Origin of the sequence: Paenibacillus xylanilyticus (genome assembly GCF_009664365.1) — a bacterium.
In the GTDB taxonomy this organism is placed as follows: Bacteria; Bacillota; Bacilli; order Paenibacillales; family Paenibacillaceae; genus Paenibacillus; species Paenibacillus xylanilyticus_A.
This window is the reverse complement of record NZ_CP044310.1, coordinates 2032388-2045140: the sequence shown is the minus strand read 5'-3', so window position 1 is coordinate 2045140 and position 12753 is coordinate 2032388. Positions and strand designations below refer to the sequence as shown.

General features: G+C 47.2%; 13 protein-coding genes. 3 read left to right on the top strand and 10 right to left on the bottom strand.

All coding sequences use genetic code 11. The features are described 5' to 3' along the window. The first annotated feature begins 39 nt into the window (after positions 1-39). Positions 40-1032, top strand: a complete 993-nt coding sequence (locus tag F4V51_RS09310) for a 3-oxoacyl-[acyl-carrier-protein] synthase III C-terminal domain-containing protein (protein WP_153977759.1) — start codon at positions 40-42, stop codon at positions 1030-1032. Between the two features lie 88 nt (positions 1033-1120). On the opposite strand, the gene F4V51_RS09305 is transcribed toward F4V51_RS09310, so the two are convergent. From F4V51_RS09305 to F4V51_RS09275, 7 genes are all read right to left on the bottom strand, one after another. Further along, positions 1121-1690 carry a manganese catalase family protein gene (locus tag F4V51_RS09305; protein ID WP_153977758.1) on the bottom strand — a complete coding sequence of 190 codons (570 nt, stop codon included), beginning with the start codon at positions 1688-1690 and terminating at the stop codon, positions 1121-1123. Positions 1691-1829: 139 nt separating this feature from the next. Then, positions 1830-2105, bottom strand: coding sequence for a spore coat protein CotJB (locus F4V51_RS09300; RefSeq protein WP_153977757.1), 276 nt, complete (start codon positions 2103-2105; stop codon positions 1830-1832). Further along, the gene (locus F4V51_RS09295) at positions 2095-2334 is read right to left on the bottom strand and encodes a spore coat associated protein CotJA (protein WP_095359029.1); all 240 of its coding nucleotides are present in this window, start codon (positions 2332-2334) and stop codon (positions 2095-2097) included. The genes F4V51_RS09300 and F4V51_RS09295 overlap by 11 nt, the downstream gene beginning before the upstream one ends. A gap of 229 nt (positions 2335-2563) precedes the next feature. Further along, the gene (locus F4V51_RS09290) at positions 2564-3937 is read right to left on the bottom strand and encodes a hemolysin family protein (RefSeq protein WP_153977756.1); all 1374 of its coding nucleotides are present in this window, start codon (positions 3935-3937) and stop codon (positions 2564-2566) included. Between the two features lie 58 nt (positions 3938-3995). Beyond that, a complete protein-coding gene (yfkAB, locus tag F4V51_RS09285; RefSeq protein ID WP_095359031.1) occupies positions 3996-5132 on the bottom strand; it encodes a radical SAM/CxCxxxxC motif protein YfkAB in 1137 nt (378 codons plus the stop codon). A 222-nt stretch (positions 5133-5354) separates the two neighbouring features. After that, positions 5355-6473 (bottom strand): HD-GYP domain-containing protein, encoded by a 1119-nt coding sequence (locus F4V51_RS09280; protein ID WP_236146730.1) that lies wholly within the window; start codon positions 6471-6473, stop codon positions 5355-5357. A gap of 69 nt (positions 6474-6542) precedes the next feature. Continuing rightward, positions 6543-7976 carry a bifunctional metallophosphatase/5'-nucleotidase gene (locus F4V51_RS09275; protein ID WP_153977755.1) on the bottom strand — a complete coding sequence of 478 codons (1434 nt, stop codon included), beginning with the start codon at positions 7974-7976 and terminating at the stop codon, positions 6543-6545. Positions 7977-8096: 120 nt separating this feature from the next. Here F4V51_RS09275 and F4V51_RS09270 point away from each other — a divergent pair, with 120 nt between their 5' ends. Further along, complete coding sequence (locus F4V51_RS09270) at positions 8097-8846, top strand: molybdenum cofactor biosynthesis protein (protein ID WP_153977754.1); 750 nt, start codon at positions 8097-8099, stop codon at positions 8844-8846. A gap of 120 nt (positions 8847-8966) precedes the next feature. Continuing rightward, complete coding sequence (locus F4V51_RS09265; RefSeq protein ID WP_095359034.1) at positions 8967-10016, top strand: HD-GYP domain-containing protein; 1050 nt, start codon at positions 8967-8969, stop codon at positions 10014-10016. 135 nt (positions 10017-10151) lie between these two features. Here the strand turns inward: F4V51_RS09265 and F4V51_RS29045 are convergent, their stop codons facing one another. The 3 genes from F4V51_RS29045 to sufB all read right to left on the bottom strand — a co-directional run bounded on the left by F4V51_RS29045 (position 10152) and on the right by sufB (position 12748). Further along, positions 10152-10283 (bottom strand): YjcZ family sporulation protein, encoded by a 132-nt coding sequence (locus F4V51_RS29045; RefSeq protein ID WP_218029803.1) that lies wholly within the window; start codon positions 10281-10283, stop codon positions 10152-10154. Between the two features lie 136 nt (positions 10284-10419). Next, the gene (locus F4V51_RS09260) at positions 10420-11142 is read right to left on the bottom strand and encodes a M23 family metallopeptidase (RefSeq protein ID WP_153977753.1); all 723 of its coding nucleotides are present in this window, start codon (positions 11140-11142) and stop codon (positions 10420-10422) included. A gap of 208 nt (positions 11143-11350) precedes the next feature. Continuing rightward, on the bottom strand, positions 11351-12748 hold the full coding sequence (gene sufB, locus F4V51_RS09255) for a Fe-S cluster assembly protein SufB (RefSeq protein ID WP_095288223.1): 1398 nt from the start codon (positions 12746-12748) through the stop codon (positions 11351-11353). Positions 12749-12753: the final 5 nt, after the last annotated feature.

Here is a 12753-nt window from a genome sequence, read left to right as displayed (position 1 = left end):
AGTTGTGGATCCACCCATCCGCTCAAGAGGAGAATGAAGATGGCCGGAATTCGTATTGTGGATATGGATATTTATCATCCAGCACACCAGGTGGACAATGACTTTTACATTGAACATTTTGATGCGAGAGGGGTAGATATTCGGGGATTGTTAAAAGCGCTTGGGCGTGATAAGCGTTACAAAATTAACAACGATGACGAGAACTCACTAAGCATGGCTTATGAGGCAGCCAGTAACCTTTTGGAAAAGACCGGACTGACCGGGGCGGATATCGACCTGATTGCCTATGCAAGTCAAACGCCGGAATACATCTTCCCTACGAATTCCTTGATGATTCATCGTTTAATTAATGGTGCATCCCATACCATCTGTATCGACAGCAACGCCAACTGTGCCGGAATGACGGCAGCCTTTGAACAGGTGAGCCGGCAGATGCTGGGCAATCCCCGAATTCGAAGAGCACTGATTATCGGTTCAGATTATGTAGCCCCGCACGCGAGTCCAGATGATCCTGTCTACTATGCCAATTTTGGCGATGCGGCAGCGGCTGTCATCATCGAACGCGACGAACAGGCCACCGGCTTCATTGATTCCATATACCAAACGGATACCTGTGTGTACGGTAATTCCCTCTTTCCTGCAGAAGGCCTGGCGAAATTGGGTCAGACCGGGGTGGATGCAGGAGCTTTTCATGTCAAATTCACACCGTTCGATGATTCGATCTGCGTTGATGCTGCTTCTGAATCTATTCTCACATTGTTAAGACGCAACGAGATTGCAGCAGATCAGATCAAAGCAGCCTGCTTCTCCCAGTTATCCATCGGTAATATTCGAGCGGTATCAGAGAACATTGGGATCGCAAATGATGTTGCCGTCTACATTGGAGACGAATTCGGCTATACCTCAACCAGCAGTCCCTTCATTGCTCTGCATCGGGCCATAACCTCCGGTCAGGTCGAACGTGGTGATAAAGTGTTGTTCTGGACGGTCGGAGCCGGGTGGCAAAATGTTGCCATGGTGGTCGAATACTAAGCTGGTTTCACTTATACGAAAAGAAGGATGTCCTTTTTCACTTCAAGGGACATCCTTCTTTTATATATGTGCAAGGTAGGTTGCATGATTAGAAGATCTTCTTGGTTTCCCGATCATCCTTCAGGATCTCGACCGCCTCACGGAAACGAAGCGAATGCACAATCTCCCGTTCCCGCAGGAACTTCAGGCTATCCTGGAGATCCACATCATCCGTCAGATCAATTAACCATTGATATGTAGCCCTAGCCTTCTCCTCCGCAGCGATATCTTCATACAGATCTGCAATAGGGTCACCCTTTGCTTGGATGTAGGTTGCAGTGAAAGGTACGCCCGCTGCATTGCTGTAAAAGAGTGCCTTGTCGTGATTCACATAGTGAGCATCCAGGCCTGCCTTCTCCAGCTGTTCAATGGTTGCATCCTTGGTAAGTTTGTAGATCATGGTTGCGATCATCTCCAGATGGGAAAATTCCTCTGTAGCGATGTCATTCAACAGACCGATAATTTTGTCCGGAATGGTATAACGCTGATTCATATACCGAAGGGCTGCAGCCAGTTCCCCGTCTGCTCCACCATACTGTTCCATCAGCAATTTGGCCATATGAGGATCACATTTACTTACCCTAACAGGATATTGCAGCTTTTTCTCGTATACCCACATCTTGCACGATTCCCCCTTCAAAAATACCAAATGAATGTCATCCGATTCGGATCGTTCATACGTTCACTTCCCGGGATCCCGATTCTGGTTTCCGGAAAACCCGGGTACGGCATACTTTCGCAATCAACTCAAACGTTCATTACACCTGCCACGGCCAGGGGGCCTCTAACCACTGCCAAGGATATTTGGAGAACGCATGCCCAAAGTTCATGAGCGGTCCATACAGCTGCTGAAATTCATGGGCTACCCTCATCCGCTCCTGGCTAAACTTGTTATACTGTTCAATACTTTGATAGTCACCCGGGTGAGTATCCAGATACAGATTCAGCTCCACCAACACAAAATCCAAGGCTTGCAGTTCCTCCAGCAACTCATAATATCTGGCGTCACACGCTTTTGCTGCTTCAGGCTCCATCTGCTCCTACCTCCCTCCCTTTTGTTTTTTTGGATGTATAAGGACTGTATAGCGCAGGCCACAATGTTCCGAGTCTCAGCGCTTCTGCCGGACTGTATTGGGGCCAGCCCATCGGCTGGAAAGGAATAAATAACTGCGGAGGAACAAGGTAGGTTTTAATTTCAATCGGTTTACATGGATCAAAAGGCCCCACAAAAGGTGCATATGCGCGAAGCTGTGGATCAATCATTTTCAAACTCCTCCCTTCACTGAATTCGGTCACTCGTCGATAGGCGACTACAACCCTTGCTTTTCCCGTCTATTATCCATATGTCATCATTGTTAAGTTCATCCCAATTCAGCTGAAACAACTCACGGAATTTCTCACGCCTTCTTTTAAACAAAAAAAAGACCCTTGGTTCCTCCCCGCGGGAAGTGTTCCAAAGGTCACATTCATTTCAATATGGTAGTGCATTTCACTACTTGTCCGATTCGGGATCGTCCTGAGCCTCATTCCAAGCAGCAGCCTCTTGTTCAGAGACTGGGCTCCTATACACCTTGACTCGGGTAATTCGTAACCTGGTGGATTCCTCCACTTCAAAAACATAGCCGTTCTGCTCCCGTGTTTTACCTTTGGCTGGGCTGCCTTCAAGCTCTTTGAACAACCAACCGCCAATGGTATCTACTTCTTCGTCATCAATGATGGCCCCGGTCCATTCATGAACCTCTTCAATGAGGGATCGTCCATCTATGGAGAAGGAATCACCGCTGCGTTCCATATGAGGTCGCTCATCCTCGAACTCATCGTATAGATCCCCTACGATCTCCTCCAGAATTTCCTCCGCCGTCAATAATCCGGCGGTGCCGCCGTATTCGTCAACAACAAGGGTCATCTGGGAATGCTTTTTCTGCATCAGTTGAAGGACATGGCTGATTTCCATGGATTCCGGAACGTTCAAGATAGGCCGCACAAGTGAAGCCAGGTCCTGCTGCTGTTCCGGGGCTGCCAATAGCAGATCCGTAATATGGATAAATCCGATAATTTCGTCTTTATCCTCAACGGCAACAGGATAACGGGAATGCTTCGTTGCATTAATAATCTTCAGGTTCTCTTCCAGGGGCAGATGGGTATACAGACAATCCATATCTGTACGTGGTAGCATGACTTCACGAGCAAGCATATCGGAGAAATCAAAGATGTTATCCATCAGTTTGATTTCATCTTTGTCAATGACGCCACTCTTCGCACTCTGCTTCATCAAGATTCTGAGTTCATCTTCAGAATGGGCTTCTCCTTCACTCGCAGGCTCTATCCCTGCCAGTCGCAGCAGTGCATTGGCCGATGCATTGAGAATCCAGATGAATGGAAAAAAGATTTTGTAGAACAGCAGAAGTGGTGCGGACAATAGCAGAGCCACGCCATCAGTTTTTTGAATAGCAAGCGACTTCGGTGCAAGTTCCCCAAGTACAATATGCAGAAACGTAATAATACAGAAACCGACGATAACAGAAACGGTAGAGATCAGCCCTGTATCCGCCACGCCCAGTTTGAACATCAGCGGCTCTACCAGTAATTCGGAAATGGCGGGTTCACCGAGCCAGCCAAGCCCCAGGGATGTCAGGGTAATGCCGAACTGGGTTGCCGACAAGTAAGCGTCCAGTTTTCCATTCACCTTTAAAGCATACCCGGCCAGCCGATTTCCCTCGCTCTGCAATTGAGTCAACCGGGTCTGTCTGACTTTAACCAGAGAAAATTCCGCTGCAACAAATACACCATTCAAGAATACGAGCAGAAAAACGCAAACCAAATTGAACACCAGCTGCCCGAGATGAAATTCGGTATGAATATCCAAGTCGACACTCCCCTTTTTCTATCTATTTCAGGAATATACCTGGAATATCAGCGCCTAATCAGCGCGTAATTGCTTTTCTGGATTTGAAATCCACACCTTTATAATACATGTCCGCCACCAGCAGGTTAGGGCCGCAGCAGGACGCAGCATCACAGTGACAGTTAACGGTCTGATTAAGCGGATGCTCCGCTGACCATTCATGGAACACATCATCCAGCTTCCGATCCCGAATGTTGCCAAAGGCAGGGATGTCAGCAAAATCCGTAACGTACACATTGCCTGTAAACATGTTGACGTTAACGCGATTACGGCCATCCGGATCATTGCGTACGGTCACATTAGGCTCACTGTACAGGCGATTGATCAATTCCCGATCCTGATCGGCCGCACTGCAAGCAAAGAATGGAAGTGTTCCGAACAACATCCACATATCTTTGTCGCGCACATCCAGCAAGCGATGAATGGCTGCTCGCATATGGTCCAGAGACAAGACAGGTAATGTGGAAGCAAAATTTGAGTTATACATCGGATGAACTTCATGACGTACACAGCCCATCTCCCGAATCAGTTGATGGATCCCCTCCAACTTATCATGAGTACGGAAATTAATCATGGATTCAGCCGAGATAAACATGCCTGCTTCACTCAGTTTGCGCGAATTCTCTATCATTTTCTCATACATTTTCACCGCTACTTCACGCTTGACAGGTCTGCCGCTGTTGGCAAAACCGACTTGATGGAAATCATCAGCATTCAGGTAGTTGAATGAGATGTGCATCACATCAAGGTATGGCAGCAGTTTCTCGTAACGACTGAGATCCAGCGTCAGGTTGGAGTTGATCTGTGATCTTATGCCGCGCTCCTTGGCATATTTCAGCAGCGGGATGATCATTTCATCCACTGTCTTTTGACTGAAGCTCGGCTCACCACCTGTCAAACTGATGGTCTGCAGATGCTCCACTTCGTCCAGCCGCTTCAGCATTAGAGGCAGTGGCAGTGCGGGAGCTTCACGCATCGTGAGCATATCCCCTACAGCACAGTGCTCACATCTCATATTGCACAGATGAGTCACGGTCATTTCAACACTGGTTAACACGTGGCGTCCATATGTACGCAAAGAGCCGATCGGATCCCATGGATCATTTGTCGGCGATAAAGGCATCGGTTCAACCGATCCTGAGTTTAGCATGGTCATTGTTCTTCACCTTATTCCTTTTATTAACCTAAAAAGTTTTATTTACATCATACTTTGGCATGATCTTTTTGGAGCTATCTTTTATCATAGCACAATTTTGAACGCTTCGGCATGAAGTGCTCTGTCCATTACATGACAAAAACGCCCATACAACTCCAGGGCCAACCCGGCCCGGATATTGCTATGAGCGCAGTCTCCCTGCTGGCAATAACTTAACAGTGATCAAGAAAATTCATCACAGGAAGGAGTTGGAGGCACGCCCTCATCGCCTTCTACACCAGTAATCATAACCGATAGGGCTGTGGACAGATCTATTTCGTAAGGAGCCTTTAACGTCTGTCCATCCGCATCCTTTAACACCCGAATCCGGGGCCGCTGCGGGATACGTGAATCGATGGATGCAACGACGCCGACTTCCCCCGTGCTCAGCGTCACAGATAGACCTACGGGATAAATTGCCACACAGTCACGGAATTTCTCCAGCATACGCTGTTCATACAACGAGCCAGATCCCGTATATAATACTTCCACTGCCTGGTGAGGGAGCAATGACTTCCGGTATACGCGATTACTCGTCATCGCGTCATACGAGTCAGCCAGTGCAATCCACTTGGCATACTCATGAATTTGAGGACCCTTGAGGCCAAACGGATAGCCACTACCGTCGATTCGCTCATGGTGCTGCAGGGCGCAATGCGCTGCCAGCAGCGGTATGCCTGGTTCATCTTTTAAAATCCGATGTCCATATGTAGTATGCTGCTGAATGATTTTAAATTCCTCATCCGTCAATTTCGCTGGTTTATGCAAAACAACTGGATCAATCTGTGTCTTTCCTATATCATGCAGCAGGGCACCCAGTCCAATTTCCATCAGCTGCTGTCTGGAATACCCTGAGGCGACGCCCAAAACCAGTGTGTACACACATACGTTCAAGGAGTGGTTGTACAGATCAAGATCACTGGAGTTCATATCCATCAGCATGATCATTGCTTCCTTTTGACCACCGATGTCCTCCAGAATGGTATTCATCAGACCACTCAGCGCTTTGCCGAAATGCGGAATCCGGCTTTTGGTCTTCATACCTGACATACTCTGAAACTGCTGCTTGATTTCTACCAGTGCCCTGCGTCTGGTTTCCTCCTGAAGCATATCGGGAACGATGATATCCTCTGTCGCTGCTTCCTTAATATATACGTAACCTACGCCGAGGTCTTTTAGACGTCTAATCAACCGCTCGGTCAGTTCCACATCTTCACTAAGCAGAACCAAACCCTCTTCGCTATAAATCCGTTTCCCCAGCTTCATGCCAGGCTGCAATAGGTTTATATGTACCAAACGCACAGCCTATCCTCTCCCGCTCCGTAGATGTAATTTCCACTAGCCGCCGCTTCAGCAGAAGGCAAGTACTCGTCAATTTCTTTCATGCCAGCGGGATCGCAGGCTATCATCCAACGCCCCTGGTCTTTTTAATTCGATCTCCAGCAGATCCCGTATAAATTCAGGAAGTCGATATGCGATCTCGGTTCCCCGGGCTAACGAAGGGTATCCCACATTGAATGTAAACATGTCTAGTGTTCCGACCACATATTCCTGTTCATCACCCATAGGCTTACCATCGACATATAATGCATTGATCTTATGATATGGGGGACCCGCAGGATCATACTCCATCTCCATACCATCCACACACAGCGTACCAAGTATCTTCCCGCGAAATCCAAATCCGATGATGGGCTTATCCGCATATTCCTGAAGCAAAGACTGTTCCAGCGCTTCACGAATCTCTCTGCCTTTCAGCCTTATTGTACAAGCATTGATCGGAGAAGGACATAGGGAATGCAGCATTCCCTTGCTGATGTCCCCTTGCGGAAGTTCACCCAGGAGTTGGCCAGCGTTAACCAGTGACAGCTCAGCTCCCGTGAAGTGCCTTACTGCCTGCGCGAGCAGCGATGCGAATGGTGATTCCTTCTCATATTTTATCGGAAGAGTTCGGTCAATCATTACAGCTGTCTGTCCAAGAGCACGCTCTGCCTCCGCGCGATGTGCTGCGATAGCCAGTGCAACCTTCTCATCCAGCATCTGATCCTTCAATGGAAAACAGCCACTACTAACCAGTCTGGGCTTGTTCGCATCGCTATCCCGCTCAAGTACAACTTTACCAAGCCACTGACCGAATTTTCCGGCTGCTCCCAGCACTGCATTGCCAATGACCAGAGGTTCCTCGATCACATGGTGAGTGTGTCCGCCAAGAATAACGTCAATGCCCTCAATCTGCTCCGCGAGTTTCCGGTCCGTTGATAGACCCAGATGGGAGAGTATAATGACAATATCCACATTAGGGCGCAGCGCCTCAACTTGCTCACGCAGTGTTTCCACAGGGTCAAGCAGCTTCCATCCCAGCAAGTCGTAAAAAGCAGTAAACGGTGCAGTAGCTCCGAGCAAACCTATCCGAAATGGACCTTTGTCCACAATAAGGGATGAGTTCATCCATACTGGAGGCTGACCACTGGCCTCTTCCACAACATTTCCGCACACGACAGGACACAATAGTCCTGAATAGGACTGTGCCAGCTGCTCCGGTGTAAATGTCAGTCCCTCGTTATTGCCAATCGTTATGGCATCATACCCCGTCAAATTAATTACATCGACGTTGGCTCCCCCAAGTGTGCCCTCTGTCTCTACGGCCATACGATCCATATGATCTCCGATATCCAGAACTAGAACGTTTTCGCTACGTTCTCTCTCTTGTTCAATCATGGCGGCGATAGAGCTCATGGAACCAAAATGACTATGGATGTCATTGGTGTGCAGAATGGTTAACGTTTGTTTTTCCTTGGTGCTCATCACACCGCCTCCTCTCGTCCTTGCCTGACGTACATTCCTCTAATAGATAAGCATAACATTTTCCGCGTCGTTATGATATATTGAAAGGGTTTAGAGATAAAAAAGAGGTGACGCATAAGCATGATATTAACCATACAACTGTTTGCAGGTATTGCCGAACGTTTGGGCACGTCCCTGCTTGAATATGAATATACGAAAAGTCCTTTGACCGCAGCTCTTCTCAAAGAAAGCCTGGCACTCGCCTATCCAGAGGCTGCTTCACAGATTCGAAGTTCCTTTCTGGCGGTGAACCAGGAGTACGCTCCTGCCGATACGATGATTAAGCCCGAAGATGAACTTGCCTTAATTCCCCCCGTTTCAGGAGGTGACGGTACTGGTGGGTCCGAGGATGAGCATAGGTCTTCACTATCCGAACATCGTACTCCGGACGGTATGTTTATGATTACGAAGTCCCCCCTGTCCGTGGAAAAAACAACAGCTCTGGTCATTACCGCAAACCACGGGGCAGCACTGACTTTTGTAGGTACTACGCGTGAAATGACAGGGGAACAGCGAACGGTCCATCTGGAATATGAAGCTTATGTACCGATGGCGCTTTCTCAGATGGCTAACATCGGAAGTGAAATCTCCGAGCGTTGGCCAGGGGTCAGATGTGCAATCAGCCACCGGATCGGTCAGGTTGACGTTGCAGAGATTAGTGTTATTATTGCCGTCTCCTCGCCTCACCGCAGTGATTGTTATGACGCCAGTCGCTACGCTATTGAAAGACTTAAACAAACGGTCCCGATCTGGAAAAAGGAAATATGGGACGATGGTTCCGAGTGGAAGGGACATCAACTGGGACCCTGGAACCCCTTGGACAATTTATAAATAGTCACTCCACCTCTTGCAAGGCTAATTAAATTAGTAAATAAGTCGTTGTCAACCCATTTTTTTCTTGTTATTATAAGCATATATGTCGATATAAGTCGAGGAAAAGGTGGTTTATACGTGAGAGTGCATGTTACTGATCTTAAACCTGGTGATCTGTTAAAAAATGATGTATACAACAGTTCAGGTCTCCACATGCTGATGAAAGGTTCCTTACTCAGCGAAGACGATATTACCAAATTGCTGCAACATGGAATCGATTACGCAGATGTAGAACATACAACATCCAACCTACACTCTGATACGCAAACCATGCCTTCCGATCAGACCCGTCTGTTAACTACCTTGTTTGACGATACGATCAAAGGTACCGAATCTCTGTTTCAGCAAGCGATGGAGAAAGGATTTATTGACGAAGCTCAGGTCGATGAAATTTTGATTAACCTGACAACTCAACTGGAGAAACAGAAGGATGTCGTTTCCCTACTACTTATGCTTGACGGCGATAATGATTATACCTACAACCATTCATTGCAAGTGGGAATGCTCGCGTTTTATATTGCTGGCTGGATGGGCTACAATCCTGAAGAATGCCTGACCGTAGCCAAAGCAGGTTATCTGCACGATATTGGAAAATCCAAGATTTCTCCTGAAATGCTACATAAACCGGGAAAACTAACCCCGGAAGAATTCGAAGAAATGAAGAAACATACGTTATACGGATATGAGATTGTTAAAGAGTCCACGCAGGATGAGATTTTGGCTACGGTCGCCCTTCAGCATCATGAGCGGGAAGACGGAAGCGGCTACCCTCATGGACTGAAAGGGAATGATATTCATCCATATGCCCGTATTACGGCCGTAGCTGACGTTTACAGCGCGATGACGACCAACCGGGTATATCAGACCAAGCAGGAGTTAATCTCCGTGCTGTGCGAGCTGTACAGCCTGAGCTTTGGCCAACTCAACGGAGAAGCTACCCAGGAGCTCATCAAACACATGCTGCCCAATTTTATAGGAAAAAGGGTACTGCTCACCTCGGGGGAAACGGGCATTATCGTCATGAATAACCCTGCAGACTATTTCCGTCCGCTTGTTCAGACATCCACAGCCTTTATTGATTTAGCGAAAGAAAGAGATATCGCCATCGTCGAAATTTATATTCAATAGCTCCATGGTTTCGCAGCGGCACGTAGAAAAATGAATAATTACGAAGAATTACAATACAGGAACTTATTTTATGAAAGTAAAAAGGGAAACCGAATTCCGGTTTCCCTTTTGCTTTATTCAGGTTTGATACGCGTATTACACGCAGAATGCTTTAGTGATGATAACCAACAGAATGAACAATACCAAGATTGCGCCTACCGATGTGAATGGGTTGTATCCACCGATGCCGCCAACATTGCCACCACAGCCATATCCTACCTCGCTCATGTGATTGCCTCCTCTTCATCAGGTATACCCTAACATATGATCTTGCAGGGGAAGCGAACCGGGCGAAATGGCAATATTCGATAAATGGTTTTTTGCCTGCTTCAGGTACGAATCATCGTATACAGCACGCTGGCCCTTATTGTTTTCCTGAATCGAACGAGACCTGAATTCCTTTTTCCTTGCGATACATAATAACCAGCAGTCTCCAGAAGTCATAACTGCCTGTGTCCGTCTGGATATAAGGACGATAGTAATGATAAGCTTCAGCTGCCCAAGGCGGACAGGGCATGTTGGATAGATTCTTCTGCTGCGCGATCCAGGACGCCTGAGCTTCCAGAGTCTTTTCCATCGCTTCAAAAGCTTTCTTCTCTTCACTTGTCATCGGCAGAGCCTCCTGCTCTTCAGATGTGGAACCGAATTCCGATTGCAAATATGCTTCCGGCTCAACCACTCCATCCACACTGGCTGTATACCCGTAAGAAGGGGTACTCGTTTTACGAATTTCATAATGGACATGGGGTCCTGTACTCTGACCTGTACTCCCTTGGTTTCCCAAGAGTTGACCACGCTTCACCCGCTGACCTACACTAACCGCAATTCGCGATAGATGGGCGTAACAATGCAGATACCCACGATGATCCTGTACAGCAACTGTAAGCCCATAACCGCCGAATCCGGAGCCCGTAGCTCCTTCTGCGGCAAATCGTACGGTTCCTTCCATAAAGGCGTATACAGGGCCATTCCAGGGTTCTGTGACGAGGTCAATTCCCCGATGGAACGTTTGTCCACCATGAATGGGATGAATGCGATAACCAAACGAACTTGTAATGCGATATCCTTCAAAAGGATTGAAGCTCATAGATTCACCATCCTTTTCTATCAATAGATGCAGCAATCTATGAAATCGCTTGTGCTGTTGAACCTATTTTATGCGAAAAACAGCGATTCAACCATCCGTTTTTCTGTTACACAAGTCCCTTTTTCATATAAAGTCGGATTATTTTCGTGCATGAAGAAACAAGGACCGGAGGAAATCCCCCGGTCCTTGTCTATGCAGCAAGCAGCAATTAACCAATGCTGCCTTCCATTTCGAATTTGATTAATCTGTTCATTTCTACCGCATATTCCATTGGCAATTCTTTCGTGAACGGCTCAATGAAGCCCATGATGATCATTTGTGTTGCTTCAGCTTCGGTCAGACCACGGCTCATCAGATAGAAGAGTTGGTCCTCAGATACTTTCGATACCGTAGCTTCATGCTCCAGCATAATGTTATCATTCATGATTTCATTGTAAGGAATGGTATCCGATGTGGACTCATTATCCAGAATGAGCGTATCACATTTGATATTGGACTTGGCACCTTCTGCTTGACGACCAAAGGAAGCCAGACCACGGTAGGTTACTTTACCACCATGCTTACTGATGGATTTGGATACAATCGTTGAAGTCGTGTCTGGAGCCAAGTGGATCATTTTCGCACCTGCATCCTGATGCTGATTTTTACCAGCTACAGCGATGGAAAGTACGGAACCTTTTGCTCCACGGCCTTTCAGTACAACGGCTGGATATTTCATTGTCAGTTTGGATCCGATGTTACCATCTACCCATTCCATTGTTGCGTTCTCTTCAGCAACTGCACGTTTGGTTACCAGGTTGTAGATGTTTGGTGCCCAGTTTTGAATCGTAGTGTAACGAACACGGGCATTTTTCTTACAGATGATCTCAACCACGGCACTGTGGAGTGAGTTCGTGCTGTAAATTGGAGCTGTACAGCCTTCAACATAGTGAACGAAGCTGTCTTCGTCCGCAATGATAAGCGTACGCTCGAATTGTCCCATATTCTCGGAGTTAATCCGGAAATAGGCTTGCAGAGGCACTTCACACTTAACGCCCTTAGGCACGTAAATGAAGCTTCCTCCGGACCATACGGCACTGTTCAGTGCTGCGAATTTGTTGTCCGCTGGCGGAATTACCGTAGCGAAGTATTCACGAAGGATTTCCGGGTGCTCTCTAAGAGCCGTATCGGTATCCATGAAGATTACGCCTTGGTCTTCCAGTTCTTTTTGCATGTTGTGGTATACAACCTCAGATTCGTACTGAGCGGATACACCTGCAAGGAACTTTTGCTCGGCTTCAGGAATACCCAGTTTATCAAAGGTTTCCTTGATTTCGGAAGGAACCTCTTCCCATGTTTTACCTTGTTTTTCAGAAGGACGAACATAGTACTGGATATCATTGAAATCCAGCTCATCGAGATCTCCGCCCCATTTTGGCATTGGCATTTTCTCGAACTGTTTCAGTGCTTTCAAGCGGAACTCGAGCATCCACTCCGGTTCGTTTTTAATCCGGGAAATTTCGGTAACGACTTCTGCAGTCAGACCTTTACCGGTTTGAAAGATGGATTTGTGCTCATCGCGAAAACCATATTTATACTCTTCCATTTCTGGTGCTTTTTTAGCCATCTTGC

Bases quoted from the DNA above. Each gene is read 5' to 3' on its own strand.
- F4V51_RS09310 (WP_153977759.1), top strand. From the start codon at position 40: ATGGCCGGAATTCGTATTGTGGATATGGATATTTATCATCCAGCACAC.
- F4V51_RS09305 (WP_153977758.1), bottom strand. From the start codon at position 1,690: ATGTGGGTATACGAGAAAAAGCTGCAATATCCTGTTAGGGTAAGTAAA.
- F4V51_RS09300 (WP_153977757.1), bottom strand. From the start codon at position 2,105: ATGGAGCCTGAAGCAGCAAAAGCGTGTGACGCCAGATATTATGAGTTG.
- F4V51_RS09295 (WP_095359029.1), bottom strand. From the start codon at position 2,334: ATGATTGATCCACAGCTTCGCGCATATGCACCTTTTGTGGGGCCTTTT.
- yfkAB (WP_095359031.1), bottom strand. From the start codon at position 5,132: ATGACCATGCTAAACTCAGGATCGGTTGAACCGATGCCTTTATCGCCG.
- F4V51_RS09275 (WP_153977755.1), bottom strand. From the start codon at position 7,976: ATGAGCACCAAGGAAAAACAAACGTTAACCATTCTGCACACCAATGAC.
- F4V51_RS09270 (WP_153977754.1), top strand. From the start codon at position 8,097: ATGATATTAACCATACAACTGTTTGCAGGTATTGCCGAACGTTTGGGC.
- F4V51_RS29045 (WP_218029803.1), bottom strand. From the start codon at position 10,283: ATGAGCGAGGTAGGATATGGCTGTGGTGGCAATGTTGGCGGCATCGGT.
- F4V51_RS09260 (WP_153977753.1), bottom strand. From the start codon at position 11,142: ATGAGCTTCAATCCTTTTGAAGGATATCGCATTACAAGTTCGTTTGGT.
- sufB (WP_095288223.1), bottom strand. From the start codon at position 12,748: ATGGCTAAAAAAGCACCAGAAATGGAAGAGTATAAATATGGTTTTCGC.